This window comes from Corynebacterium singulare (genome assembly GCF_000833575.1).
Taxonomy (GTDB): Bacteria; Actinomycetota; Actinomycetes; order Mycobacteriales; family Mycobacteriaceae; genus Corynebacterium; species Corynebacterium singulare.
On the sequence record NZ_CP010827.1, the window covers coordinates 662,612 to 688,401 of the forward strand.

Annotated in this window: 23 protein-coding genes and 1 pseudogene; 8 read left to right on the forward strand and 16 right to left on the reverse strand. The window is 56.5% G+C overall.

The window, feature by feature from the left end; genetic code table 11:
• Positions 1-68 precede the first annotated feature (68 nt).
• From CSING_RS12975 to CSING_RS03200, 14 genes are all read right to left on the reverse strand, one after another.
• Positions 69-668 (reverse strand): hypothetical protein, encoded by a 600-nt coding sequence (locus CSING_RS12975; RefSeq protein ID WP_052471368.1) that lies wholly within the window; start codon positions 666-668, stop codon positions 69-71.
• A gap of 228 nt (positions 669-896) precedes the next feature.
• Entirely contained in the window at positions 897-1,781 is an 885-nt protein-coding gene (locus CSING_RS13200; protein ID WP_042529634.1) for a hypothetical protein, read from the reverse strand.
• Between the two features lie 310 nt (positions 1,782-2,091).
• Positions 2,092-3,021, reverse strand: a complete 930-nt coding sequence (locus CSING_RS13205; protein ID WP_084226149.1) for a sortase family protein — start codon at positions 3,019-3,021, stop codon at positions 2,092-2,094.
• A gap of 49 nt (positions 3,022-3,070) precedes the next feature.
• The gene (locus tag CSING_RS03150; RefSeq protein ID WP_042529636.1) at positions 3,071-4,045 is read right to left on the reverse strand and encodes a DUF2891 family protein; all 975 of its coding nucleotides are present in this window, start codon (positions 4,043-4,045) and stop codon (positions 3,071-3,073) included.
• A gap of 86 nt (positions 4,046-4,131) precedes the next feature.
• A complete protein-coding gene (locus CSING_RS03155) occupies positions 4,132-4,686 on the reverse strand; it encodes a hypothetical protein (protein ID WP_042529638.1) in 555 nt (184 codons plus the stop codon).
• Positions 4,687-4,689: 3 nt separating this feature from the next.
• Complete coding sequence (locus CSING_RS03160; protein WP_042529642.1) at positions 4,690-5,742, reverse strand: AAA family ATPase; 1,053 nt, start codon at positions 5,740-5,742, stop codon at positions 4,690-4,692.
• Positions 5,743-5,790: 48 nt separating this feature from the next.
• A complete protein-coding gene (locus CSING_RS03165) occupies positions 5,791-6,138 on the reverse strand; it encodes a DUF2200 domain-containing protein (RefSeq protein WP_042529643.1) in 348 nt (115 codons plus the stop codon).
• Positions 6,139-6,166: 28 nt separating this feature from the next.
• Positions 6,167-7,537, reverse strand: coding sequence for an ATP-binding protein (locus tag CSING_RS03170; RefSeq protein WP_236684016.1), 1,371 nt, complete (start codon positions 7,535-7,537; stop codon positions 6,167-6,169).
• 115 nt (positions 7,538-7,652) lie between these two features.
• Positions 7,653-8,234: a hypothetical protein gene (locus CSING_RS03175; RefSeq protein WP_042529645.1), complete on the reverse strand. Its 582-nt coding sequence runs from the start codon at positions 8,232-8,234 to the stop codon at positions 7,653-7,655.
• Positions 8,235-8,237: 3 nt separating this feature from the next.
• Entirely contained in the window at positions 8,238-8,810 is a 573-nt protein-coding gene (locus tag CSING_RS03180; RefSeq protein WP_042529647.1) for a hypothetical protein, read from the reverse strand.
• A 46-nt stretch (positions 8,811-8,856) separates the two neighbouring features.
• The gene (locus CSING_RS03185) at positions 8,857-10,140 is read right to left on the reverse strand and encodes a hypothetical protein (RefSeq protein WP_042529649.1); all 1,284 of its coding nucleotides are present in this window, start codon (positions 10,138-10,140) and stop codon (positions 8,857-8,859) included.
• A 465-nt stretch (positions 10,141-10,605) separates the two neighbouring features.
• Positions 10,606-11,862 (reverse strand): amino acid permease, encoded by a 1,257-nt coding sequence (locus CSING_RS03190; protein ID WP_042533071.1) that lies wholly within the window; start codon positions 11,860-11,862, stop codon positions 10,606-10,608.
• 72 nt (positions 11,863-11,934) lie between these two features.
• A complete protein-coding gene (locus tag CSING_RS03195) occupies positions 11,935-13,182 on the reverse strand; it encodes an arginine deiminase (RefSeq protein ID WP_042529651.1) in 1,248 nt (415 codons plus the stop codon).
• 413 nt (positions 13,183-13,595) lie between these two features.
• Positions 13,596-14,789: an ATP-binding protein gene (locus CSING_RS03200; protein ID WP_084226150.1), complete on the reverse strand. Its 1,194-nt coding sequence runs from the start codon at positions 14,787-14,789 to the stop codon at positions 13,596-13,598.
• A 322-nt stretch (positions 14,790-15,111) separates the two neighbouring features.
• Between CSING_RS03200 and CSING_RS03205 the strand changes: the two genes are divergently transcribed.
• Entirely contained in the window at positions 15,112-15,579 is a 468-nt protein-coding gene (locus CSING_RS03205; protein WP_042529653.1) for an ASCH domain-containing protein, read from the forward strand.
• Here CSING_RS03205 and CSING_RS03210 read toward each other — a convergent pair.
• Together CSING_RS03210 and CSING_RS03215 are read right to left on the reverse strand one after the other, a co-directional pair.
• Positions 15,576-16,097 (reverse strand): GNAT family N-acetyltransferase, encoded by a 522-nt coding sequence (locus tag CSING_RS03210; RefSeq protein WP_236684017.1) that lies wholly within the window; start codon positions 16,095-16,097, stop codon positions 15,576-15,578. The two genes, CSING_RS03205 and CSING_RS03210, sit on opposite strands and share 4 nt — an antisense overlap.
• Positions 16,098-16,119: 22 nt before the next feature.
• Entirely contained in the window at positions 16,120-17,196 is a 1,077-nt protein-coding gene (locus CSING_RS03215) for a thermonuclease family protein (RefSeq protein WP_042533075.1), read from the reverse strand.
• A gap of 182 nt (positions 17,197-17,378) precedes the next feature.
• Between CSING_RS03215 and CSING_RS12990 the strand changes: the two genes are divergently transcribed.
• The 7 genes and pseudogenes from CSING_RS12990 (at position 17,379) to CSING_RS03250 (ending at position 25,782) form a co-directional block, all read left to right on the forward strand.
• A complete protein-coding gene (locus tag CSING_RS12990) occupies positions 17,379-19,583 on the forward strand; it encodes an AAA family ATPase (RefSeq protein ID WP_052471370.1) in 2,205 nt (734 codons plus the stop codon).
• Between the two features lie 56 nt (positions 19,584-19,639).
• The gene (locus CSING_RS03225; RefSeq protein ID WP_042533079.1) at positions 19,640-20,659 is read left to right on the forward strand and encodes a 5-methylcytosine restriction system specificity protein McrC; all 1,020 of its coding nucleotides are present in this window, start codon (positions 19,640-19,642) and stop codon (positions 20,657-20,659) included.
• 98 nt (positions 20,660-20,757) lie between these two features.
• Positions 20,758-21,760: pseudogene (locus CSING_RS03230) on the forward strand (DEAD/DEAH box helicase); the annotation flags it as partial.
• A gap of 114 nt (positions 21,761-21,874) precedes the next feature.
• Complete coding sequence (locus CSING_RS03235) at positions 21,875-22,651, forward strand: GntR family transcriptional regulator (protein ID WP_042529658.1); 777 nt, start codon at positions 21,875-21,877, stop codon at positions 22,649-22,651.
• Between the two features lie 192 nt (positions 22,652-22,843).
• Positions 22,844-23,986 (forward strand): extracellular solute-binding protein, encoded by a 1,143-nt coding sequence (locus CSING_RS03240; RefSeq protein WP_042529661.1) that lies wholly within the window; start codon positions 22,844-22,846, stop codon positions 23,984-23,986.
• Positions 23,987-23,989: 3 nt separating this feature from the next.
• The gene (locus CSING_RS03245; RefSeq protein ID WP_042529663.1) at positions 23,990-24,880 is read left to right on the forward strand and encodes an ABC transporter permease; all 891 of its coding nucleotides are present in this window, start codon (positions 23,990-23,992) and stop codon (positions 24,878-24,880) included.
• Positions 24,868-25,782, forward strand: coding sequence for an ABC transporter permease (locus tag CSING_RS03250; RefSeq protein ID WP_042529665.1), 915 nt, complete (start codon positions 24,868-24,870; stop codon positions 25,780-25,782). The genes CSING_RS03245 and CSING_RS03250 overlap by 13 nt, the downstream gene beginning before the upstream one ends.
• Positions 25,783-25,790: the final 8 nt, after the last annotated feature.

Consider the following 25,790-nt stretch of genomic DNA (forward strand, 5'->3'; position numbering starts at 1 on the left):
GTCCTGCTACATGAAAGCGCTCCTCCACGATTTGTGGTGAGGAGCGCTTTTGGGAGAATTCGAAGCTGTTAGAACGGCAGCTTGATGCCCAGGGACTTGGCTACGCTCGGAGCGATGGCGGCAATGGCGCCCACGACACCGAGGATGGCGGTGACAATAGCGGCAATGCCCAGGTCGGTCGGCTCGCCGTCGGCCGAGCTCAGCTCCTCATCGAGGGAGCTGGATTCCTTGGGCTCTTCAGTCTTGGACTCTGACTGGGAAGGCGGCGTCGAAGGCTCAGAGGTCTTCTCCGTGGTCTCCGTGTTGGTCTCCGACGTCGGCGCCGCGGAAGTGGTGGAGCTCGGTGGGTTCTTGGCAATGGACTCTTGGATCTTCGCCGCATCCTCGTCCTGCTCGCCACAAGCCGCTGCATCAGCCTTGGCAATCTCCATGACCTCAGCGCGGTTGAGGGTCAGCTCCTCATTGTCAATCGCACGCCAGAGACCGAAGTCTTCCTGCTTGAAGGTGTGCTCTTCGTCGTCGATGGTGGTGGTGATTTCCTCGGCTGGCGCCCAGCAGAAGTTGATCTCAGTGGTGGTCTCCTCATCAGCGGACGCGATGGTGGTTCCGGCGAGAACGAGGGAGCCGGTCAGGGCTGCGGTGGTCAGAGCGAGTGACGTCTTCTTCATATTTTTCTCCTGAGAATAGCGCGAGGATCGCATGGAATGTGAGATAGCTTCAGGCTACCGCAAGGGTTTGCATTTTCGATGCACTTTTGCGGCCTGTCGAAAGCAGGAATAGAGGCAGGAATAGGGGACAGTGAAAACAGAGGGAACCGCATGCCATCACACCTAAAAGGTGTCATGCAGCATGCGGCAATCCCACCCACTGCGTGGTATTAGCGGGCGATGGAGTTCTTAGATGAAGAACTTGCGGCGAGCGGCGAAAGCGCCAGCAGCAATCATGGCTGCGATGGCCAGTGCAGCAACGCCACGGGCAACTGTGTTGGAGCCGGTTTCAGCGGACATACCGCGAGATTCAACCTGAGTCTTCTCTGCGGTGCTCTCCGCAACCTTGCCGCCCTGAGCGATGACCTCGTCCTTGTTGGCCTCGAGCATCTGCTCAGAAGCTGCCTTCTCCTCTGCGGACGGCTCAGCATTCTGAGCGGCTGCCTCGCTCTTGACGTAAGTCTTGCCATCCTTGGCCAAGTACCAGGTCACGCCACCAATGACGAGGGCTGCCGGAAGCGCGAGCCATGCCAGCTTCTTGGTGTCGAACTCAGAATCGTCAACAGGGGTGGACGGGGACTGGGAGCCGCCTGTCGGTGCAGCCTCGCTGCTGGAAGGCTGTGCAGGCTCATCCTTGCCAGTCGACGGCTTTGCGGAGTCCGGGGTCTCCGGCTTTGCGGAGTCCTTCTCCGATGCTTCGGCGTTTTCGGTTTCTTTAGAGCCGTTGTCGATTGGGGTGTCGACCTTGGATGGGCCAGCCGGAGCTGGATCCGGGTTAGCTGGTGCCGGTGCTTCCTGATCTGGGCCGAGTTGAATGGTGGTCGAGGGGTTTTCAGCCGGAGCTTCCTCCGCTTGCAGGCGCTCCCATGCAGACTGTGCCTGCTCCGCGGTGAGTACAACGGAGCCGAGCTCGTTGGTGCTCTTGTAGCTTCCGTCAGCCTGTCGCTGGTAAGTGGTGCCGTCGAGCTCGAATACGGCCGGGGCAGGGATCTGCGCGGTGGCAACGGTGGTGCCGCCGAGTGCAAGTGCGCCGGACAGAGCGGCAGCGGTCAGGGTGCGGGACATACGCTTCATAGGAGTACTCCTTGGATCGGGTCGTGAGAGGGAATCAATTTACTCAAGTCACAATAGTCACAACTTTCACACCTGTCACGATTGTTGTCGCACTTTCTCCCACTTCAAGAGGAATCCTGAAGCGCAGCTTTCTCGGTATGTTCGAGGAATGGGCTGTGAAGGATGTATTGAATAATTACCTGTCTAGGCGGCCTTTGTCGTTGGAGACCTTGAAGGCAGCTGCGAGGATTGTTCGAAAATTTTTCGCTTGAACAGCGATACCCCTGCTTGGGGCTATAACTTTGCTGGTGAGTCGAAGGAGGTGTGGCAGTTAGGCAGTGGGATCTGGAGTTGAGGTCACGCCCTCAAACTGCCAGCCCACCACCGCGTTGCGCACAGCGGCGGCGAGCAGGTTGGCCGGTTGGATGCAGCTAATGGTGAGCAAGCGGCCTGGCATGGGGTCTTCGCCCCAAATGCTCGTGTCCTGCTCAAGGCCGTCCTTGGAAGGATCGTGTAGGTCGGTGGCGGTATACACCAGCCACTGTTCACCGGATTTTTCCGTGCGCAGGTAAAGCTTGTCTCCGATGGAAGCCTTGTGCTCGTCTGCACGGCCGTCGTAGAGATTGTTGAACACCGCTGGCACCCCCGCGCCGGTATGCCCGGCAATGACCACAATGTCCGGCGAATCCGTGCCGGGAAGCGCATAAGGCTTATCGTCCGCAGTGTAAGTGCAGGCCTTACTCATCGAATCCGGGTTGATTTTATTGTCCTTGACCCTGCAGGACTCTTCCTCAAATTCTGCGCGCACATCGATTGACGGGATGTACATCTCCACTGCAGGGGAAGGTGCAATGGTGGCGGGTTCGGCGACGATGTCTGCGGGCGGCTGTGACGCGGGGGTTTCAGGCTCGTGGTTAAGGAGCACAGCCGCCACAATGCCGACGAGTACAACCACCAAAATGGCTGCGAGGCCTAGCCCGCGATGGTTCGCAGGCTTGCGGTGGCGTGGCTGCGCTTGCCGACGCCCCACCCGTCCCCCTCCCATACCTCCTTGCGGCAGGCGGGGTGAAGAGGGGCGTGGTGACCTCGAACGCGTTGGTGCGGAGCTCCGGCGTTGCGGCGAGCGGCGCTCGGGGGCGCTGGCTGCAGCGTTGCGACGCGAACGGGAACGCCGACGCGCGCGCTCTGCACTGAGGTCGATGCGGATTCCCTCTTCGGGCAGGCGATAGCTATCACGCTGCGCCGAGTAACGAGAATCCATGGACTAACTCCTAGTAGAGAAACGATTAGTGAGTTAGAGTACTCCGTGACTAGTCGGTCCTGAAAGCACGGGCAGCGGCGAGCTGGTAGCGCAGAGCGTAGGTGACAAGCCAGTGGGTGGACATGAAGTCGCCGTCGATAAGCTGAGGCTCCGCGCTCGCTGCGAGGCACTCTGCACGTTCCCTTACCGGGGTATTGAAATACGGGGACAGCTCCGTAAGCATCCATGCGCGTGAAAGTGCCAAACCATAGAGGTGGGCTAGGCGGCCATCGGTGGGGTCGAGGACTTCCGGGATGTGAGAAAGAAAAGTCAGTGCCGCCGCGCGGTCTGGAAGGAAAGTATCAAACCAGTCAGGAAAATCCGGGTGTACGCGGGACATGAGTAGAGCTTCCGCAAGCCCGTTAGACAGGAAATCATGGCCGGAAGGTTCCCAGCAGATGGGGTAATTGTGGTCCCCACCGAACAAGCTGACCGCAGCGGCACGAATCGACTCCGTGAGCGCAGTGAGTTCGAGCTTCTCCGAAGCTTCGAGCATGAGGAAGAGATTGAACGCGGTGTTGGAATGCACTCCGTGGCGCACCGGGTGGTTGAGAGACTCCAGCCACTGTTGACACTGCGTGGCGGTGAGTTCAGCCAGCGCTAGCAGCGGCTCAGTCGGGCGGACAGCGGCCAACTGCAGCAACCAAGCACGGCCATAGGGCATCTCATAACCCGGATTCTTGGTGATGTACTCGTGCTCAACGGCCAACGCTGCTGGGCTTAGCCGTGCATCCAATAATTCTTCCAATCGTGTGCGGCTAGGGCTGTGCGGTAGTTGATCCAGTAACAGCACACCGGAATACTGCATGTGCACGCTGGAATGCCAGTCGAAGCACCCATAAAAACTGGGGTGCAGCTTGCGCGGGCGCACGTGGCAATCATCAGCGGAGGCACTTGTGTGGTGCATCGCGGCGGGGAACTCGCGCTCAAGGACGTCCACGATCCCCTTCGCCCACGCGGTGGCCAATGTCTCAAGCGATGTCATGGATTCAAGTATGACAGAGCTGATACTTTCAGCGCTCGCCGTTCACATGTAGATGCAACATATTTCGGTGCATGAGCCACAATAAGCTATCGGTCACAATGCTGCGGACGATTACGTGGGTCGCGAGCAGCGGTCCAAGGTAGCCCGTCGGAAGATCTCCAGTGATTGCTCAATGCATGGTCAGCGAACTCGAGCTTCTTACGGATTTTCCGCAATTCCTGCTTTAGGGTTGCGAGCAGCGGTTTGTTCATTTTATCTTTTAGGCCGCCGTCTTTGAGCTCGATGTGGAGTGCAAGGTTATAACGCTTCGCGGTTAAACAGCGACGAGAGAAACTGCGTTCAGGAGTATCTTCTCGGCTTTTCGCTAAAGCGCAGATGGTAGCGAGGGTGCCGATAGTTTTCTTTGCGACTGTGGTGGGAAGATCCGTCGGTGTTTCCGCACCGTCAAATGTGTAATCCTTTACTTCGATGAACCAGAGCTCGTCACCCTTCAACGCTAGAATGTCACATCCTTGTGCACCGAAGGCTCCAGCGATTTTGGTGAATTGCGGCCACCTATCGAAAGCGGCGAGACTCCAGCCCTCCTGGAAACGGAAGATGATGCCGTCGACATTAATTTCGGGCTGCTGCGGCTCTTTCATCTTTTACCAGCTCAGGTAGCGTTCTGCTTGCTCGACCTCGGCATCAAGAGCAGCAATGACGTCAAGATCATCGAGCTCTGGAGCCGACTGAACAACTACTTCGGCATCGGAAGCATCACCAGAGTCTCGTGAAAGCCCTACGTACCGAGTGTCCTCGGCTTTGTTCTCGCTCATTTGGAGCTCCCGGAGAAGAAAGACGCTATGAGTAACCACGAAGACCTGGGTTCCTGCAGCAGCAAGTGCGCGAAGCGCATGGGCAATTGCCTTTTGTGAAGCAGGATTGAGATTTGCTTCCGGCTCATCCCAGAAAAGGTAACCACTATTTAACAACGCTCCGTTGGCAATGAGGCGAACGAGCATTGCTAACTTCCTATGGCCTTCTGCTACGAGTGGAGCCTCAAGATTGCCAATTCCCGGTTGCTTGAGATAAAACCTGCCATTGTTTTCTACGACAGAACCGTCAGAGAGGAGCTTAGAGAAGGGGCTAACCAACTTCGAAGCCTCGGCGACTCTGGGGCCGCGCAAAGCAGGTTGATGGAGCAAGAGAAGGGTATCCCGCCATGTTTCATCAAAATCAACTTCGTAATTTTCAAAGAAGCTGAGGAAGCTCGCCGATAGGCTCAGTAATTCATGGGTGGGAAGGTAGATCGGCTCGTCTTCAAAATCCTCTTTGGAAATTTGAGGTAATGATTCCGTGGAAACCTCTGACTTTGAGCGCGACGAAAAATTCCATGAAAGACGCTGCTTTACTCCAGCAAAGGTGATGTCGACATTTGCGCGGGCTGCGCCTTTGGTGCGGCGAGTCAGCCGGCCTAGCGCATCAGGCCGATAGACACCCATGAGTTTGGAAGCAAGTGCGGAGTTAAACTCTTTCTTGGTGAGGTTATCCGAATCCTTGACGGTCTTGGCGGCTGTATAAAGCAGCTTGAGGAAAAAAGATTTACCCGAGGAATTGTCACCGACAACGATGTTGAGCTTCGGAGAAAACTCAACATCAATTTCGCGAAAGGGGCCGAAAGACTGTGCTTCCAACCTTCGGATGGGATACCTTGCCATGACATAAATGGTAACGGATTAAGGATCGCCTCGGTGCCTGACAGGGCGTTAGCAGCGCAGGATCTTCGCCATCGCTTTTCCTTTTGCCAGTTCGTCAACGAGCTTGTCCATGTACCGAATGTTCTGCCTGAGCGGGTCTTCGATCTCTTGGACCTTGTGCCCACAAATACTGCCGGTGATGAGGGAGCGGGACGGGTTCAGCGCTGGGGCTTGGGCGAAGAACTCCTCGAGCGTGGCCTTTTCCTCACGAACGCGATCGAGTTCTTCCACAGAGTATCCGGTCAACCACGTGATGACCTCGTGGAGTTCTTCAACGGATCTGTCTTTGCGCTCAACCTTGGTGACGTAGTGCGGGTAGATGTCGGCGAAGGGCACGGAAAAGATGCGGTGGGACATGGGGCGCAGTATATCCGTTGCCGCTGGTTTAACCGTGCCAAAGCATAGAGATGGGCATCGCCCAGAGGTTGTCACCCATTGGCAGGACATGTTTGCCCGTATATAGGACGATGCCGGCGCGGAAGGAGGCACCTGCAACCTGCTGAAGGTAGCGCAGACCAGCAAAGTCTTTCGGCTGAATCGACATTGCTGCTTTGACTTCGACGCCAACGATGTCCCGGGACCGTGATTCCAATACGAGGTCAACTTCTTTGCCAGTGGAAGTACGAAAGTGGAAAAGGCGATAGTCAATGGATGACCATGCCTTCTGCTTTAGAAGCTCGTTAGCAACGAAGGCTTCGCAGATACCGCCGGTGATTGTGCTGGAGATGTTCATCTCCAATGCCTCGGGATCTAGACCTGCCAGACTTGTAGCAAGTGCAGTATCCGAAAGGAAGACCTTGGGTTTAGAAATAGCCCGCTTTTCCAGATTGGTTCCCCACGATGGCAGCTGGTTGAGCAAGAAGACATCGCTCAATGCAGTCACGTAGGTAGGGACCGAGCGCTGGGGTATATCAAGCGCGCGCCCAATGTGTGCGGCTACGAGCTCAGCAGTTCCTTGAGCCGCCAACTTGTTGAGAAGCTTGCTCAAACGATCGGGGAATTGAATGCCGTAGAGCTCGGTGGCGTCCTTCGACAGTACTCGTTCAATGTAGGCGTCGAACCAGCGGTGCTGTCGCCTTCGGCTAGCATCCCTAAGCCCAGGGAAGCTTGGTGTGCAGAAGAGCTGAAAGTAGTCATTTCGGGAAGGTGTAGATGTGGGATTTACACCTTCTTCCCGCAATGACCACACTCGACCTGCAAAGTCGTCGTGGATGCCCAACCGTTCACCCACGCTAAGTCCGTGAAGACGAATTGTCTCTGCGCGACCAGCGAGAGATTCTTCAGCTCCTGTGAGGCTAAGGAGATTAGAGGACCCAGTGAGGATGAAACGACCTGGCCGCCGATCTTCTTCGAGTGTGCCTTTGATAGCGCGAAAGAGTTCAGGCGCGCGCTGAATTTCATCAATGGCTAGTGTCCCTTCAGGGAACTGCCTGACAAACCCGTCTGGATCCTCTTTAGCGGATGCGAGCGAAGTACTTTCATCGAGGTTAAAGAACCTATGCTCTCTTTCTTCGAGCAATTGATGAACGAGGGTGCTCTTTCCCACTTGGCGTGCGCCAGAAATAGTCAGCACTGGTGTATCCGACAGAATTTCTTCCGCCAAACCTTGTGCGTTTCTATATAGGAAAGATTCAGTCATGACAGTCAATCTACCTGCAATGTTGCGCTTTTGCAAGACTCTTGTTGCCGTTCTGCAAGAATTATATTGCCATTCTGCAATCTCCTCGTTGCCGTTCTGCAAGGCTTCCATTGCCATTCTGCAATGCTCCCGTTGCCGTTTGATCATTCACCAAAACTGAAAAGAGGGCACCCGCAGCCGTCGTGAAACGGTCTGAGAGTGCCCTTGGTTGTGATGCCTTGGGAGTGAAGGATTAGTCCCACACGGGGGCGTCGCCAAGCTGTAGCTCAGAGTAGCGAGCCTCCGGAACGGTGGCGGAGTAGGGCTGGCCAACTGCCTCCCATGTCAGGTCGGAGTTGCAGCGCACATCCTGGCCGTCGGTGTCGAGCATGGTAAAGCCCCACACCAGCTTGCCCTGGGAGTGTGCCGGCAACGTGTACGGTCCGACCTTTTGGTTGAGCTTCCAGTGCTGCTCATTGACGTAGTGGAAGCCGTAGGTCTGGGTGAGCACCTTGGCGAGCTCGCCCTCGCCCTTCATAGACCCAGAAACCTCGATGGTCTGGGTGCGGGCCTGGGTGACGGTGTGACTGACCGGAACGGACTCATCGTTGCGGTTGGCCACGCTCGTGGCATCGGTCTGCTTGAACCAGCGGCGGGTAGCGGTGACATAGGTGCCGTTCTCACCGGGCGTCGAGCAGCTAGAGCCGGGCTCGTAGTCAGTGTTCCAGCGCTGGGGCAGCTCGAAGTCCCCGCCGAAGTCGGCGGCGTGGGCAACAGGAGCGGCCGCCAGCAGGCTCAGTGCGGCAAAGGTGCTCGCGATGGACTTCTTCAGCACGCTTTAGCCCCAATCGTTGTTATCGCGGGTGGAGACCTCGATGTGGCGCTCCTTCGGCAGGGTAGCGGTGAAGGTACCGCCGTTGGCCTGCCAGGTGTTATCGGAACCGCAGATGGTCTTCTGGCCCTCGAAGTCGGAGACTACCCAGCCGGCACGCAGCACGGCGGTCTTGCCCGGAGCGATGTTGTACGGACCAACCTGCTCACCAACCTCGTAGGACTGGGAATCGGTGTAGCTGGAGGAGAAGGTGAAGTTGATGAGGTCCATCAGCTTGAAGTCAACGCCAGCAGACACGTTCCAGGTCTTGGTCTTGGTCTCCGTGATGGAGCGGGTGACCGGCAGCGGCTCGTCGTTGTAGTTGGACACGGTCCAGGAGCCAGCGGAGCCGTCGAAGTAGGTGCGCTTGATCTCTACGGTCTGGCCGGTATCACCCGGGTTGGTGCAGTGCTCGCCAATGGTGGTCGGGTTAGCCGGTCCCAGGTCACGTGCAGGCAGGGCGTTGGCGGCTGGTGCGAGGATGATGCCGGAGGCTACGGCCAGGGCAGCAGTGGTGGAAGCAATCTTAGTCTTGAACATGGTGTGGTCTCCTTGGTGGATGTGAGGGGTGAATGTGAGCGGGGGATTAGTAGACAGTCTGGGTCACCACGGGCAGGTCGCGGTATTCGTCCGGGGTGATGTCCTCGGTGCGAGTGGAGCCGTCCTTACCCGTGATGGTGGCCTCAGCCCAGAAACCGCTAGGAGCGGAGGTCTGCTTGTAGTTGGAGGTCAGGCTGTACTTTCCGTCCTTGCCGCAGTGAATCTCGCGGTAGTTGATGCGGGTCATGGTGGTGCCATACTCCACGCGGACGCGCTCGCCCGGGGCAAGGTCGATGTGCTTGAGCTCCGTACCGACTGGCATGTAGGCGCGCTTGACCGCACCGACGGATTCCAGCCAACCCTTCGGAATGTCGCCGCGGTTGCCCTGCCAGTTGGTGTACGGCGAGTGCTCAGCACCGACGACGAAGTCCGTGACCGGCGCGTACTCGTAGTCACCCTTGGACCAGTTGAGGAAGTCCGTGGAGTAACCCGGCTTGCGGTAGGTCGGTGTGACGGCCGTGATGTCCAGCGGGTACCAGGAGCTGTCGCCGCCCTCACAGGTTTCGCCTTCCTTAGGCCAGGAGGGATCACGCTGGAGCTCCTCGGAAGGCTGCATGATTTCATCCTTCTTCGGGTCCGCAATCTTTTCCAGGCTCGGGCCGGAAACGGAGGTGTAGTTGCCCTCGATCGGCTTGGAATTGGCGCCTGGGGAGCGGGTGGGAATCTCCATGGCGAGGTCCGAAATCGACCCATCGGCCTTGATGATGTAGGCGAAGGCATAACGCTCGGCCGGGCCTTTGCCGCGGATGACGTTGGCGCCCGGGATGTTCTCCAAGCGGTCATCGTTGCAGCCGACGAACATGGAGATGAAGTCCTTCTCTACCACGCCATATTCCACGCGGAAAGACTCGCCCGGCTTGAGCTTAATGGGGCCGAAGGTTTCCTTCTCCTGCCAACCGTTGGTCATCTTGAGACCGATATCGGACTTAGCAGTCGTGTTCCATCCGGAAGGCATGGCTGCCTTGGAGTTGGCCTCAATCTTGTGGTTGGTGCCAGTCTCCACCTCAGCGGTGTAGGGCACCTCCTGATCGGTGGTGTTCTTAAACTGCAGCGTGCCATCGCTCAAGTAGCGGCGGCCCGTCTCTGCAAAGCGCCATTCGCGCTCGGCGTTGTCACCGGCCGCGTTACAGCTCTTGTAGAGGTTCGTGATGGGGTAGGCCTGCGGCATGGGCGGAATGTCAGCCGCCTGTGCCACGGGCGCGACAAATGCGGCCGCCGCAGCCGCCGTGGCCGCTAGCGGCGCGAGCGCGCGCAATCCCTTGATGTGCACCTGGATACCGTCCTTAAAGAAAGTTAAAGAATAAAAGCAAGCTTCTTGAAGTCCCGCACAATCCTAAGTTCTGCACAGTGCACTCTCAACGGCGTAAGAAAAATATTTTCCCACTTTGCAAGAAAGTTAGCGTTGTTAAGCCCCCATTTACCAGCGGTGATTTATTCTCACCTGTTGGAATAATTTACCCCCATCTGGGGCTGTTTTGGTTCTGTGCCAAAGTTAAAGACGCTGGCAGGAAGCTTAAAGGTGTATGTATGTCGCTCCCAGACTTTGGTTCGCCCCCGGCGTCTCCTATCTGCAAAATCTAGCCCTTAGGTCCTGCGGTGGGGCGTCGAGTAGCAGTGTGGGAGCAATGCTTGGCGACGTCTCTCCCCTCCCAATCCTGAGAAAGTCACGAACATGCGTGCGTCACCACGGGGGCCCCGGTCCGGGGCGCAGGTGAAAGGGTGTGATGCTTTTGGCCTAGAAGAGATCCCAGATGGTGATTCCGAGGATGATGGAGCCGAGGGCGAAGACGAAGTAATTCCACGGATCGCCACGGAACTTCTTGTATTCCTTGACCTTGTGGAACATGTAGACCGGCAAGAGGAAGATGAGGATGGCATCGAAGACGCCGCCCACCAGGTAAATGAGGTCAAGGATGGGCGGATTGAACACGGAGACCAACGTGCCGGAAATGAAGATGACGATGTAGACGATGGTCAGCAGGCTGCGGCGGTTCAGCCGGTTCGCCGTACGCGGTGCCAGGAGCCGAACCATGTAGGCGGTTCCTTCTTCGGCGCCGAGCATGGTGCCGAAGTAGGACGTGATGACAGCGAAGATAACGATCAACGGTGCCAGCAGGGCAAGAACCTGCACGCCGGTGACGTTGGCGAAATAGGACAGAACCGGAAGGTTTTGCTCAGAGGCTTCGCGCATACCCTCAGCGCCCAGTGCGAGCACGCATGACCAGACGAAGAACATGGTGAAAACCACCAGCAACGCGGCGGTGTAGAGCTCAATGCGGGAGACGCGCTTTTCGGTGTTCTCTCCGTAGGTTGGCTGCATGTCCACCGACATCTGTGACAGCGCAGCCATGTGGGAAAAGGAAAACGCAAGCACGGGCAGGATAAGTACTGCACCAAGCAAAATATGGGGCCAGCTGCCGCCCTGGTATTTCACTTCCACGAAGGACTGGAAGTCCCATTGTGGAATGAGATAAATCGACGTCGCCGCAAGCGAGAAGATTAGGGGATAGACCAATGCCTGCGCCAGCCACAGCATGGGCTTGCGCCCGAATGCGAACACGCCGGTCAGAGTACCCACGCACACCACGGAGAGCACCCAGCGGTTAATGGACGGGCCGTGGAGCTGATTAACAATGAAACTATCGATGGCGTTGGTCAACGAGATGGCGTAGATGAACACCGTGGGCACGTTGGCCAGGGAATACATCAACGCCACAAAGAGGCCAGTGTTGCGCCCCAGGTATTTGCGCACCAGCTCCAAAATATCCAAGCCATAATCCTGGGCGGGCGCGCCAGCAACAATGCGGGCGTAAGTGCGGTGGGAGAAATACACCAAGGGAAAGATGATCACCGTGGCAAAGGCCAGGGGCCAGAATCCGAAGGAGCCCGCCTGCAGAGGCAGGAACAGGATGCCGGCACCCATTGCCGTCCCAAACAGCGCCAGCACCCAGCTCAAGGCGGTGCCTTCGGATTTGGGTGCGTCACCGTTCATCAGAGAGGAGTAGGGTACAGCGTTGCCGCTGCCCGTCACGAGAGGCTTGGAATTAGTCATCACCTCTACTTTCTAATATTCGATGGCCTCGCGGATAATCGGGCAGGTCATGCAGTGGCCGCCGCCGCGGCCGCGGCCAAGTTCAGCCGAGCCAATCTCTACTACTTCTATGCCCGCGGCTCTCAATTTCTTATTAGTGTGCTTGTTGCGGTCATAAGCCACCACCACGCCGGGTTCGATGGCCACGACATTGTTGGCGTCGTCCCACTGCTCGCGGGCGGCAGTGTAAGTATCGCCGCCGGTTTCGATGACGTCGAAGGCGCCAATGCCCAGTGCCTTGGCGACGACCTCAAGGAAGGGCGCGGTGGGCAGTTCGACGTCGAAAGGCGCCGTGCTTGTTGAAGGATGCAGGACTATCGGCCGGATAGTGTCTACCACCTTGGGGTAGGCGGTGACCTTGTCGGCGTCAAGGAAAGTAAAGACCGTGTCGAGGTGCATGGAGGCACGGTCCTTAGCCATGGCCGCAATGATGATCGTGGTGGCTGCGCCTTCCTCAAACAGCCGCATGGCTAGTTGGCTTACTCCCTGCCAGGTGGTGCGCTCACCCATGCCTACCAGCACGATGCCCTTGCCAATCGGCATAATGTCACCGCCTTCGAGTGCCGCAAGCCCCGGATCCTCGTCGGTGTTGCCGTACCAGAATGTGAAGTCTGCCTGCGCAAACCGTGGGTGGTAGTTGTAGATCGCGCGGGTCAGCAGCGTTTCCTGGTGGCGCGCCGGCATCCGCATGGGGTTAAGTGATACTCCGCCATAAATCCATGCGGAATTATCCCGCGCGTACTGGGTATTAGGAAGTGGGCGCAGCGCAAACGCGGACGGGCCGTAGACCTCACGCATGGCATCGATGGTGCCGTGGCCCAGGCCTTGGGGGATTTCGGCGAAGGGCAGACCGCCAATGAGCACTTCCGCAAGCCGTGCGGCGGGCATCTCGTTGAACCAGTGGCGCAGCTCGCCGCCGATGCCGACGCCGACGTTCTTATCTAAAAGCTTGAAATCGAGGATGAAATCCCGCCCGCCCGGGGTATCCAGGGTCTCCTCCAGCAGTGTGTGCATCTCCAGTACGTCAACGCCGTAGCTACGCAGCTGGGCTACGAACTCCGCATGGTGCTTCTTGGCTTCATCGACCCACAGGACGTCGTCGAAAAGCAGCTCCGCACAGTTGCTGGGAGTGAGCCGTTCGTGCGCGAGTCCGGGCGCACACACCATGACCTGGTGAAGCTTGCCTACCTCGGACCAAACGCCCAGCGGGGGAGTAGTCATGTGCGTGAGCCTTTCTTGACGCTTGTACGGCGCCAACGTGCACCGTGGTGAATTGAACCACCAGAATTAGCGGATTGTGAACTACGTGACAAGTTTATGGAAGGCGAGCATTTTTTCAAGCCTCCGTGGGTGGCAGAAAGCCCATGTAGGTGCAGGTTTTGCGACATCATGCATAATATTATTCACTTTTATTCATGTATCAACGATGGGGGAAGTGGGCACTTTCCTGCCGTGCTTGCCGACGCCCCATCCCTCCACCACTGCGAGGACCCTCACGGTGGCGGACACCGCAGCCCGACGGTGAACCGGGTGCATAACTTGGGGCGGGGTGGAAACTCTGCGCGAATATTAGGGATCAGGGTGTGGGGGTAGGTGTGGCGTGCAGCGCACGGGGGGGGAGTGGGGCGTTTCCGCTACTGCGAATCGAAGTCCTCAACAATGAGGCTTGCCGCATGCTCACGGAGGTAGTCGCGCATGTATGGCAAAGCGAAGTCGACTTCGCCATGGCCGGTGGTGGTGATCATTTCGGCGTCGAGAAGCCGGCGGCGGTAGTTCCCTACATAAGAATCTGTCTGATTGAAGCGAGCCTTGATATCTGACATTTTGGTGGGGCCATCATTCTGGGCCATGTAAACCAAGAAGCTTCGGTCAATGGTCGAGAGGTCTGACAGTGCCGGCTCGTGGACAAGTTGGCCGAGTTTGCGCTGCGCAGTTGTGACTCCTCGCTGTGCAGCGTCGACGGAGATTTCGGCGCCTCCATCCGAAGCATGTTCCCTTTCCCTAAACGAGCATTGACCTACGAGTTGAATCATGAATGGGTAACCATGACATGCCTCCACTGCGGTGTCCAAAGCGTCTGTCGACCACGAGGTTGCAGCGGTGTGGAGGGGCTCTTCCAATGCTTTGCGAACATCCGAATCAGAGACTCTACCCAGCTCAATGCGGTTTGCGCGGCGCAAAAAAGTGACTGGATTGGCATCGCCGTGGCTGTTTAGCTTCCCGGAAAGCAGCGGCCTGATTGAGGTTGGGATGCCCGCCATGACTACGGAAATGTCTTCACCCTCACGGATGAGGTGCTGAATTGTGGCCCCGAACTCGATGAGCTCCTGGCTGCGTTGGTGGTGCATCTCATCCAGAGTTACGAGCACCCCGCCGGGCTCCTGGTGGGCCTTCCGGTCCAGTTCGCGTTTATAAGCCAGCAGATCCTTAAGCGCATTGCGCAGCGAGTATGTTGATTCCGCGATGGCGCGGGTATCCCAATTCAGTCCGCCGCCAATGCCAAGGATTGAGACGTTGAGCCCCTTGAGCTGCTTCCTGTCCTGGGATAGACGTTGGATAATGCTGCTGCGCAAGCGCTCAACAAAACCGGTTGTTGCGGTATCGCTGAGCGTGAGCCAACCACGCGCGAGCGCCTCGTCTTCGAAAGCGTTGAGCAGGACTGTCTTTCCGATGCCGCGGGGGCCAATGATGAGAGAGATTCTCTCATGGGCGCCGGGGCCCTCATCGAGCGCAAAACCGAAATCACGAATGGCGTCACTGCGACCAACCAGCAACGGGGGAGTGGCGCCAAGGGTAGCCGTAAAGGGATTGGTGTACTTCGGTTTCATGCTCTCACTATAATCCACCAGGCTTTTGAAGTCTTGTGAAGTTTATGAATTCTTTGAAGTTTATGAAGTGTGTGAAGAGCTTTGAAGATTTATAGAGGGGCCGCGCCGCTAAGCGACGGGAAGTGGCGGCGCGACTCCAGAGTGATAGGGAAGTAGGGCGTATTCCTAACTTTCTGTGTTGGAGAGGCATCTTTGACATTAGGGCTGGGAAGGGACATGGCTGCGAATGATTCGAGCATGGGGTTCGAACAGCCAGTCGGACGAAACAGCAACCGAGCATGTGCTTGGTCAACAGTATTGATGAGACACGTAGTGTAAACGTATGGCTCAGGACTCCATAGAACCCATATCAACATTGCCCCGAGGCGAGTTTGCCTTTCCGGGGCCGCTCCGCGACGCTCTCGTTACCGCCATTCTGAACGGCACGAAAACCACTACGGCATCCTTACTGGTTGAGCACCCGCGCGACCACGACCCGCGCGAGGGTGTGGGCACTCTTGAGGCCGTACTTGATTCACACGACAACGTGGTCTGCGTCATCCGCACCACCGAGGTCCAGGTCTGCCAGCTCGCAGACGTCAGCGACGAGCACGCCATCGCCGAGGGCGAGGGCTACGCCGATGCCAACGAATGGCGCGCCGGGCATGAGCAGTTCTGGAGCTCACCTGAGTTTGTTGAATACATCGGAGAGATAGACATCAACGATGGCACACAGGTGGTGTGCCAGCGTTTCACCGTTGACGGGCGGTACCCGGTTAAGGGGCTGGAGGCGTGGGACGCCGAAACCTAGGAAAGGCGGTACACCTCGTAGTCATCCGCTACTCCTGCGCCGGGGACATGTTGCAGTCCGAGCTTCAACGCTAGGGCAATCGACGCCTCGTTGGTTGGATCGATGATGGCAACGACAGGGAGCTGCGGGAAACGCTCGCGTGCACTGGCAATCGCAGCGGCTGCGGCCTCCTTCGCATAGCCTTGCCCTTGCGATTCTGGTGCGAAGCGGTAGTAGAGGTTGAGTACTTCTTTACCGGCCTCTTCGCTATGGCGCACACCAGTGAACCCAATAGTAGTGCCATCAAGCGTGGATACCACGTAGTAGCCCAGCTGGTTCTCACGCCAATTGGCTTGCCATGCGCGAGCTAACTCCACAGCTTCTTCTCTAGTCTTCATGGCAAGTTCAGGGCGGTGCTCGTACGTACGGGCATCCGAGTGAATGGCAAAGATGGCATCAATGTCGGTATCCGTAGGCACCGACAATGAAAGCCGCTGGGTATGGAGGGCGTAATCGTGATTCATGGGGAGTCCTGCCATTGATATCTACAGTGCTCCCAGGCTATCCAATTTGCACGCGTGTGGTGCAGTCAATCTTGGCGTAGGGGCGTCCCTTATTATCAACGCTGGTCATTGCGTAGTTGCCACCGTAGGCGCGGCAACCGGTGTAGTTGTCCACCGGATTGCTGGGTGCCGGTGCAGCTGGCACTTGGTAGGCGGGTGCAGCCTGCTCCGCGCGACGGGCAGCCTCCGCGGCCTCTTGTTCCGCACGGCGAGCTTCTTCTTCTGCTTCACGTTGCGCGGCCTCTGCAGCTTCGCGCGCAGCTTGTTCCTCGGCCTGCTTCTTCTCGCGTTCCTCATTGGCAAAGGAAATTTCGTGGTCCAAGGACTCTTTTCGCTCAGTGGCGTCCTTCTTTAGTTCGTCGAGAAGCTGTGCTTGTTCCTTACCAAATGCTTCTCTCTGAAACTCAGACTGCTCCGCCATGGCCTTCTCCAGCTTGGTTATGGCTAACTTCGCGGTGGCCAGGCGGGAGGCGTGGCTACGAGCCTCGTCGAGCTGTTCGTCGTTCCACATGTCATCGAAGTGGAACTGCTGCGCCTCATCCACGGCGGAGCGTGCGTCCTGGTAGGACTGGTAGGCGCTGTCATCACCGAAGGCGCATTCCGGGCCGGCCGAGTTGATTCCCTTGCCTGCAGCACGGGCTCGGTCGGCAGCGGCTGAGACCTCCGAGAAGAAACGAGTGTTACCGCCCACCTTCATCGGAATCGCTAGACCTTCCTCTGCAATGGAAGCGTTGACCAGCGAGCCTTCTTTGAATACACCGGCCAATGTGCGGCCGTATTTGTCCTCGCGTTCGGCGTCGTACTCCAGCGTTACTACCGTGTCCACTGGTAGCAGACCTGCTAGGTACTGCTTAGCTTCCTCGGCCAAGCACTCTTTGCCCATCTCCGGGGTATCAATATTGAGCAGGCGAATGCGCGTAGACGTGCCATCTTGAGTGACGTCGATTGTATCGCCATCGACGATGTTCTGGACTGTAATCACGTCATCGGACGCATCCGGTCCAAGGACCGAATACGCGCCGTAACCTACGCCAACTATTGCCAGCAATCCAGCAACAGCTTTGAAGAATCCCATTTCAGAAACCTCATGAGAGAAAGAGAGCAACAAGAACATCAGGAGTATATGCACGATTTTGGATGGCGCCTAGAAATGAGATTGACTTTCCGGAGTAAGCCAAGGGGGCAATAACTGGTTGTACGCCTACCCGGTGGGCGGAAATCTAGAATCCAGAAGGTTTTTTACTGGATAATTGGCGTATGGAAAATTTAGGTGAGTTTGCGTTGGACCCCCAGGTTACGGACTCGCGCTCGTCTGCTGAATTGAGAATTGCTCATGAGATCGCCCCGATTGTCGAGAACCTCGTTGGTGAAGGGCGCTCTATCATTGACCCGTCAATAACTATCTGGATGCCGGAAGCTGCTGTTGAAGTACGCGAGCGGCTAGTCAAGGACCCGATCGTTGGAACTAGCATGACTCAATGGCAGAAGCTCGATGTGCAGCTAAAAGGGGCTTCGGAAGAAGTAACCCTTTTAGCAGCTGAGCTCGTTTTTCTCCGTGAGCATGCACTATTGAACGCACGCTCATCGACTCGAAGCAAGCATATTAACTTCGTTCTCAGCCGTTTAAACAGAGATGTAGAGATACCACCCATTATGTGGGAATGGATCAATAGAAAGTCGGGTGTGGCTGGACTCAAAGCTGGACAAGCATTCAATAGAGAAATGTGGCGACACGTTTCATGGATGGCTGGCTTTGTAGAGAAATTCCGTCAGCAGTCTGAATCCGAACGAAGAGCTATCTTGCGCGATCCAGTAAAACTGCAGGACTTCATGCTTAACCTGGCAGTTGATGACCGATCAGACATCAGGAACATTATGCAGTTCCTGCTGTTCCCAGAAGCTTTTGAAGCAATTTCGGCGCAAAGATTGAAGGAAAAAATAGTTGGTGAGCTCTGCTCGAGGATTGGTGGTCAATCGGGAGAAACGCCACAGGCCATCGACCGTGACTTGTATTCCATCCGAGCGTCTATAGCAGAGGAAGTCGAGGGCGAGTTCGGGTTTTGGACCCCGGCTGTCTTGGCTCTGTGGAACGAGGAAGAATCAGACGAACCTCAACGCCGAAACTATTGGCTCTACGATCCCGGTGATAACCCGCAACGATGGGACGAGTTTAAAAGTGAGGGGCTCATCGGGCTCGGCTGGGATGGTCTAGGGGATTATGGTGCATATCCAGATCGTGCAGCTATTGAAGCTGAGATGCAGAAGGAAGACTCTGCAAAAGCCTCTCGCAACCAGCCACAGGCCGTTTGGGAGTTTCAACGTGAGATTCAAGTTGGAGACATTGTTTTTGCTCGCCGTGGCAAGAACAAAATTCTCGGACGAGGCGTTGTCGCCTCTGCTCCGCGCTACGAAAAGAGCCGCAGCGCGTTTAAGAATGTCCGTGATGTGAAATGGGAGTTCACTGGAGAATGGGAATTTGTCTTAAGCGCTAACCAAAAATCACTGACGCGGATCACCGATAAGCGCGGCTTGATCGAACAGCTTGATGCCCTGTTCGCTGTAGAGACGGAAGACGAGCTAAGTCCCGTTTCCTCTGTTAAGGCATACACGGATAAAGAGTTCTTAAACGAAGTTTTCTTTACCAGGCACCAGTTTGATCGTTTGCTGTCTTTGATTGGTCGCAAGAAGAATGTCATCTTGACCGGTCCGCCTGGCGTTGGCAAGACCTATGTAGCGCGCCGAATCGCCTTTGCAGATATGGAGGAAAGAGACTCTTCGCGAATTGAGCAGATTCAGTTCCATCAAAGCTATTCCTATGAGGACTTTATGATGGGTTTCAGGCCCAATAAAGATGGTGGCTTTGATTTAGTGAACGGGCCGTTCTACGCTTTCTGCGAGAAGGCCCGAGAGGAACCTGACCGTCATTTCTTCTTCATTATTGATGAGATTAACCGCGGCAATGTATCGAAGATTTTTGGAGAGCTACTGATGCTCATTGAATCTGACAAACGTGGACAAGGACTTCGGCTTATCTACAACGACGAGATCTTTAGCGTTCCCGATAACGTGTATCTCATCGGAACTATGAATACTGCGGACCGCAGTCTCGCGGTAATGGATCATGCTCTGCGCCGGCGCTTTGGATTCTTCAACATACCGCCCGCTTTTGAATCTGTTGGTTTTCAGACTTGGAAGGAATCACAAGAAAGCGAATCACTTGACGCGCTAGTGGAGGTAATCAGGGCTCTGAATGAAGTAATCGCCGATGATCCGAGGTTGGGACGTGGTTTTCTGATTGGCCACAGCTTTGTCGTCCAAGGCTCTAGTGGGGATGAAACCGAAGACGATTGGCTTTACTCAGTCGTTGAAGATGACCTCGTTCCGCTGCTAGAAGAATACTGGTTTGATGAGCCTGCGCTTGTAGATTCGTGGTCGAGTCGTCTGCGCGAGGCGGTGGAATAGTGCCAGCAGGCTCCTCAAAGCCGAAGAGTTCGCTTGTTCTTCGGAACATTTATGTCATGCTGGCTTATGCCGTTGACTCTATAAGCCGCATAGAAACTACTTTATTCTCTGGTGAAGAGTTTGAAAACTTTCACGAGCTGTGTGCAGAAATCCTCATCCAAGGAATCGAAGCTCAGGTTAATCGAGGTTTGCATCACGACTATCGACGCGTACAAGAAGAACTACGGACGGTACGTGGACGAATTGATTTTGCAAGCACGATAACCACTGCTGCGCGTAGCCGAGGCGCGATTGTGTGCGAGTTTGATGAGTATCTGCTTGATACCCAGCACAATAGGATTCTCAAATCTGTGATGGAATTGCTCCTGGCGGAGGGGGAGTTGAACCGAGAACGTCGGCGCAGGCTCGGGAATACTCTGCGGTTTTTCCTCGAAGTCCGATCAATCCCACCGCGTTCAATCCGTTGGCGCGAAGTGCACTACACACGTCTAACTACTGAATACAAACTCATGCACGGAGTATGTTGGATGGTCATTGAAGGACTCATGCAACGTGAATCCGAAGGTGGAATCGCACTGGCTTCGTGGTTGGGAGAAGAAGCAGAGAGCAGGCTGTATGAGCGGTTTCTGCTCCGCTACTATCAGCGGCACTATCCGGAATTGAATCCGTATTCTCCCCACATTTCTTGGGATTTGAGTGGGGAAGTACAGGGAGAAGAACAGCTTCCTATCATGCGTTCTGACGTGGTGCTGGCAAATGGTTCATCCGCTCTAGTCATCGATGCGAAGTATTATGGTGAGACCATGCAGCGGTCACGCTTCGGCAAGGCGACGCTTCATTCTGGACATCTCTACCAGTTGCTGAGCTATGTGATTAATTTTGCTCGAACCAGTGGAAACGAGGTTTCAGGTCTCTTGCTGTACGCAAAGACTAACGAGGAAATTTTCCCCGACTTTTCTGCATCGATTTCAGGTCATCGTATAGCTGCGAAGGCTCTGGATCTAGACGCGCCATGGAGAGAAGTTCAAGAGCATTTGGATGCCGTGGTTGGGGGGTCACTCTTGAATAAGGAATAAGTGTGATGGACCATGGCTTAGCCGGAAATGAGTTTGTCGGAGACTCTCGAACTACTGAGCCCACAATCAGTCATCTAAGGTCCACCCCCGCTGCTACCTTGGAGTCCTTGAGTCTCTCCGATTTCTCTCAGCTCGACCCCGGCGTGACCATCGAGTGCCGTGACGAGCACTGGCTGGTCAGCAACGTCACCCGCACTACTGACGGTTTCCGCATTCGTGCGCGTGGTGTGAGTGATTACGTGCGGGATACCACAGCCACCTTCTTCACGGCGCTCGATGATATTACGGTCTTCGATCCAGCCAATGTCACGGTGACCCCGGATGAGTCTTCACATTTCCGCCACACCCGCCTGTGGTCGGAGTCGACGCTGCGCCGCACGCCCGTGCCGCTGTACCAAAAGTAGCTGGAGGTGGCTACACAGATGCTGGCGGACCCGCTGGATTATCAGCTCTCTGCGGTGAAGTCGGCGCTGTCAGGTGAGCGCATTCGCCCGCGCGTGCTGCTCGCAGATGCTGTTGGCCTGGGTAAGACACTGGAGATTGGCATGATCCTGGCGGAGCTCATCCGCCGCGGTAGGGGAGAGCGCATCCTCGTCGTTACGCCGAAGCACGTTATGGAGCAGTTCCAGCAGGAGTTGTAGACGCTCTTCGCCATCCCGCTGGTCCGTCTGGATAGCCAGGGCATTCAGAAGGTTCGCCAGAAGCTGCCGGCATCGAAGAACCCCTTTACTTACTTCCCTCGCGTCATCGTGTCCATGGATACGCTCAAGGCCCCGAAGTGCCGCGCGCAGTTGGAAAAGGTGCGCTGGGATGCGGTGGTGATTGATGAGATTCATAACGCCACTAATGCCGGCTCCCAAAACAATGAGCTGGCCCGCACCTTGGCACCGACCACCGAGTCGCTCATCCTGGTTTCGGCAACCCCACACAACGGCCGCGAGGATTCCTTTAAAGAAATCCTGCGTTTGCTCGAACCACTATCGGTCCCGTCTGATAGTTCCATCGACATGGAGGCTGTGAACAAGCTCATCATCCGCCGCCACCGTAATTCACCCCGAAGTGGCGTCGGTGGTAGGAGAGAAATGGGCCAAGCGCGGCGAACTCCTTGGAGAATAGGCGGGGGACTGCCACGTACGCGGCGCAGTGTCTATTCTGGTTCCCGGCTTATCGCGCGGAACGTACAGTGAGTAAAGTGCCAGAAAGGAATTCCACACAATGACTTTGCAGCAGCCTAAGCCTCGCCCGCGCTATACAGAGATTGCGGATGCGCTGCGCTCGGACATCGATAAGCAGGTGTTTCCTGTGGGCAGTTACCTGCCGTCAGAGGCGGCGTTGGCGGAGCGCTTTGAAGTCGCGCCAGGCACTATGCGTCAGGCCCTGAAGGTACTGGTGGAGGAGGGCGTGCTCAGTGCGCGGCGCGGGGCGAAGAAGATTGTGTTGCGTGCGCCGCGGAGTTCCTCGGAGTTTGGGGAGTTTCGTAGCTTTGCGCAGTGGGCGTATAGCCAGGGTAAAGAACCTGGGGGAGAGGTTCTATTGCAGTCTTGGGTGAAGGCTAGTGAGTTGGACGCGCGGTTGCTGCGGGTGGAGGAAGGCGCACCGGTGCTGAATGTAGTGCGTGTGCGCACTCTTGATGGCGAGCCGGTGATGCTGGAGCATACGCACTACCCGCAGAGCATTGGCGTCCTCGTAGCAGATCTGCCCAAGGATACGCCGTCGGTGACGAACGTTCTGCGAGCAGAGAAGGATGTTGAGTTCGTTGCGGCTGACCACGTGTTTGGTGTGGGGGCTGTGACGGAAGCGGAGGCGGCGGCTTTGCAAGCGGTGGAAGGCACACCGCTGCTCGTCCATCGACGCGTGAGTCGTGACCGCTTTGGCACGCCATTGGAGCGGTCAGAGGATAAGTATTTGCCCAATTCGGTGTCCTTGGCAGTGTCGAATACCGAGGCAAGTAACTCGTTGAACTGGACGTCTGACCAGCACTTTGATTTGTAGCCCTGGGGTCTGTTTTAGGGCGTGCTGATGGAGGTCATCGGGGGCGGGGAGGGTTGTTAAATCCGGGGATCTTTTTTGTTGGTCAAGTTTGCACGTGGAGTTAACCCGGTGTTCATAAGAGGCTGATTACGTAGTCGCTGGAAAGTTCACTAGTGAGGTTTTAATGCCTCGGTACAGAAAGCACCTACTCTCATGTTCAAAAAGTCACTTCGCACCGTTCTCGCCGTTCCGCTGACCGCTCTCACTGTTGTCACCATGACCGCCTGCTCTTCCTCAATGGGGGAGAGCGAGGAAAGCGCCAAGTGGCGTGAAGCCACCACTCTGGAAGAGGGCGGCGGAATGGACGCCCTTATCGAGGCCGCGCAGGCTGAGGGCGAGTTCAACACCATGGGCCTCTACGAAGATTGGGCTAACTACGGTGAGCTGCTCAAGGTTTTCGGTGAGAAGTACGACATCAAGATCAACAACGATGTCTCCTCCGGTGCGTCCCAGGATCTCATCAACGCAGTGAAGAACCGCAAGGGCCAGGACAACTCGCTGGATTACTTGGATACCGGCGTGGGCTTTGCAGAAAAGTCCGATGAGGAAGGTTTGCTGGCTACCTACGCCCCGGAGACTGTTGATGACATCGACAAGGACAAGCAGTCTGAAAACGGCACCTGGTACAACCACCTCGGTGGCAACATGGCCATCGGCTGTGATGCAACCCAGGTTGAGGTCTGCCCAGAGGATTGGGATGACCTACTGAAGCCGGAATACAAGGGCAAGGTCGCCATGGCCGGTGACCCGACCTCGGGCGAGGCCGGTTTTATGACCGTTATGGCTGCATCCCTGGGCAACGGTGGTTCCCTGGATGATGTCCAGCCAGGTATCGATTTCTTCGGTGAGTTGAAGAAGGCCGGTAACTTCCTTCCGGTGGCTGCTTCTGCCGGAACCGTTGAAACCAATGAAACTCCGATTGTGATCAACTGGGACTACCTGTTGGCACAGATGGCTCGTGACCTCGAGCCGTCCGGCGTTGACCTGCAGATCGCTCTGCCCGAGAAGACCGTCTCCTCCTACTACGCAGCCTCCATCAACGATGACGCTCCGCACCCAGCCGTTGCCCGCCTGTGGTTCGAGTTCCTCTTCTCCGATGAGGGTCAGAACTTGCTGCTCGAGGGCTTTGTGAAGCCGGTCCGCCTGCAGGCGATGATTGATGCGGGCACCGTGAACCAGGAAGCGCTTGATGCTCTGCCGGAGGGTTCCCGCAAGGATTACCCGCAACCGTCCCTGGAGCAGCGCGATGAGCTGCACCCGGTCATGGTCGAGGGCTGGGGAAAGGTCATGGGTTAGTCTATGACTACTCAGGCTGATACCAAGCACGCGGCCCCTGCCGGCAAGGCTAAGAAAGTCTCTACTGCGAAGGCCGCATGGGCCACGTTGCTGCCGCTCGGCATTATTCTGACGCTTTTCTTCCTGATCCCAATCGTCGGAATGGCAATCACCTCGCTACAAAGTGGTGCTGACGGGTCCTGGACCACGGAAAACTACCAGGCCATGATGCAGGGTAACCGCCTGCGCGCAATGTGGAACTCGGTTCTGGTGTCCCTGATTTCTTCTCTCATTGCGCTAGTAATCGGGCTCATTGTGGCGTGGTGCATTACTTACATCAAGTCGCCAGCACTGGATTCCGTCACCGCAGTGATCTCTTCGGTGCTATCCAATTCAGGTGGTGCTCCGCTGGCCTTTTCCTTCATCGTGCTGGCCGGTAACACCGGCTACTTGATTTCCTTGTTCCTGGCCGTGGATAAGGGATTCTCCTTATACTCCATCAAGGGCTTGGTTCTCATGTACCAGTACTTCCTCATCCCCACCGTGGTGCTGCTTATCCTTCCTTCCCTCAAAGCACTGCGCACTTCTTGGAAGGAAGCCAATACCTCGCTGGGCGGATCGGCGCTGACCTTCTGGAAGCGCGTGGGCCTGCCGATCCTGGCGCCGACCATCCTTGGCGTATGGATTCTGGAGTTCGGCGCTGCTTTCGCCACGCATGCCTCGGCAGCCGTGCTCATCGGTACGGGTACTTTCCCGCTCATCGTGCTGCAGATTGCCGCAGAGATGGGAGCTTCCGCCACCAGCGGCGGCGAGCACATCGCTATGGCCATGGGCCTGACTACTACCGTTATCGCAATCATCACCCTCGTGGCCTTCAACGCCCTGCAGAAAAGGAGTGCACGATGGCTCAAGTAAACACCAAGTCCGGCAAGGCGCTGGCCTGGATCCCAGTGGCGCTGCTCGGTGTCTTCATCGTGGCACCGCAGCTGGCCATGATTCTCTACGCCTTCTTCGCCAACGGCCAATTCACCCTGGCGGGATTCCAAGGCTTGTTCAACGACCCCACCTTCTACTCCTCCCTAGGCCTGTCCATCGTTATTGCGCTCACCACCGTCGTGACCCTCGTCATCACCCTGGTGCCAGCTGTTGTGGCCGTACACCTGTGGGCACCTAAACTGAGCGGAACGCTGTCGATTCTGTGCACGCTGCCCCTTGTCATCCCAGCCATCGCGCTGGTGGCGGGCTTGCTGCAGATTCTTCGCACCATGTCCGCCACAGGCCGCGGCACCCCGCTCAACGCGTTGTCGATGATGCTGCAAAACAACGATTTCCCCATCGCGCTCATCGGTACGTATGTGGTGTTGTGCCTGCCGTTTACGTACCGCTCCATCAATGCAGCGCTGAGTTCGATTCCTTTGAAGGTGTTCTTCGAGGCATCATCAAGCCTCGGCGCCGGTACGTGGAAGACGCTCTTTTCCATTGTGCTGCCCAATATCCGTGGCTCCATTATGTTCTCCGCGTTCTTCGCTTTTGCGTTGGGCTTTGCGGAGTACACCGTGGCCTCTGTGATGTCGGTCCGTACCTTGCCGGTATATATGACCACGCTGTCCGCCACCGATTTCCGCGCCTCCATCGCGCTATCCATCCTGTCGAACTTCATCACGTGGGGACTGCTGGCACTCGCCATGGTGACTGCTGAGCGCGCCGGAAAGAAGTCCGCGCAGAATGCCCGCCGTTCGAAGGCCTCTCAGAAGGCAGAAACCCTCGACACGACCGCAAGCGTAGCTGTCCCCGCTACGACGTCTGCACAGTCCTAACAATGACA

Coding starts and splice junctions, on each gene's coding strand:
- CSING_RS12975 (WP_052471368.1), bottom strand. CDS start 668: ATGAAGAAGACGTCACTCGCTCTGACCACCGCAGCCCTGACCGGCTCC.
- CSING_RS13200 (WP_042529634.1), bottom strand. CDS start 1,781: ATGAAGCGTATGTCCCGCACCCTGACCGCTGCCGCTCTGTCCGGCGCA.
- CSING_RS13205 (WP_084226149.1), bottom strand. CDS start 3,021: ATGGATTCTCGTTACTCGGCGCAGCGTGATAGCTATCGCCTGCCCGAA.
- CSING_RS03150 (WP_042529636.1), bottom strand. CDS start 4,045: ATGACATCGCTTGAGACATTGGCCACCGCGTGGGCGAAGGGGATCGTG.
- CSING_RS03155 (WP_042529638.1), bottom strand. CDS start 4,686: ATGAAAGAGCCGCAGCAGCCCGAAATTAATGTCGACGGCATCATCTTC.
- CSING_RS03160 (WP_042529642.1), bottom strand. CDS start 5,742: ATGGCAAGGTATCCCATCCGAAGGTTGGAAGCACAGTCTTTCGGCCCC.
- CSING_RS03165 (WP_042529643.1), bottom strand. CDS start 6,138: ATGTCCCACCGCATCTTTTCCGTGCCCTTCGCCGACATCTACCCGCAC.
- CSING_RS03170 (WP_236684016.1), bottom strand. CDS start 7,537: ATGGCAATGGAAGCCTTGCAGAACGGCAACGAGGAGATTGCAGAATGG.
- CSING_RS03180 (WP_042529647.1), bottom strand. CDS start 8,810: ATGTTCAAGACTAAGATTGCTTCCACCACTGCTGCCCTGGCCGTAGCC.
- CSING_RS03190 (WP_042533071.1), bottom strand. CDS start 11,862: ATGAACGGTGACGCACCCAAATCCGAAGGCACCGCCTTGAGCTGGGTG.
- CSING_RS03195 (WP_042529651.1), bottom strand. CDS start 13,182: ATGACTACTCCCCCGCTGGGCGTTTGGTCCGAGGTAGGCAAGCTTCAC.
- CSING_RS03200 (WP_084226150.1), bottom strand. CDS start 14,789: ATGAAACCGAAGTACACCAATCCCTTTACGGCTACCCTTGGCGCCACT.
- CSING_RS03205 (WP_042529653.1), top strand. CDS start 15,112: ATGGCTCAGGACTCCATAGAACCCATATCAACATTGCCCCGAGGCGAG.
- CSING_RS03210 (WP_236684017.1), bottom strand. CDS start 16,097: ATGGCAGGACTCCCCATGAATCACGATTACGCCCTCCATACCCAGCGG.
- CSING_RS03215 (WP_042533075.1), bottom strand. CDS start 17,196: ATGGGATTCTTCAAAGCTGTTGCTGGATTGCTGGCAATAGTTGGCGTA.
- CSING_RS12990 (WP_052471370.1), top strand. CDS start 17,379: ATGGAAAATTTAGGTGAGTTTGCGTTGGACCCCCAGGTTACGGACTCG.
- CSING_RS03225 (WP_042533079.1), top strand. CDS start 19,640: ATGCTGGCTTATGCCGTTGACTCTATAAGCCGCATAGAAACTACTTTA.
- CSING_RS03235 (WP_042529658.1), top strand. CDS start 21,875: ATGACTTTGCAGCAGCCTAAGCCTCGCCCGCGCTATACAGAGATTGCG.
- CSING_RS03240 (WP_042529661.1), top strand. CDS start 22,844: ATGTTCAAAAAGTCACTTCGCACCGTTCTCGCCGTTCCGCTGACCGCT.
- CSING_RS03245 (WP_042529663.1), top strand. CDS start 23,990: ATGACTACTCAGGCTGATACCAAGCACGCGGCCCCTGCCGGCAAGGCT.
- CSING_RS03250 (WP_042529665.1), top strand. CDS start 24,868: ATGGCTCAAGTAAACACCAAGTCCGGCAAGGCGCTGGCCTGGATCCCA.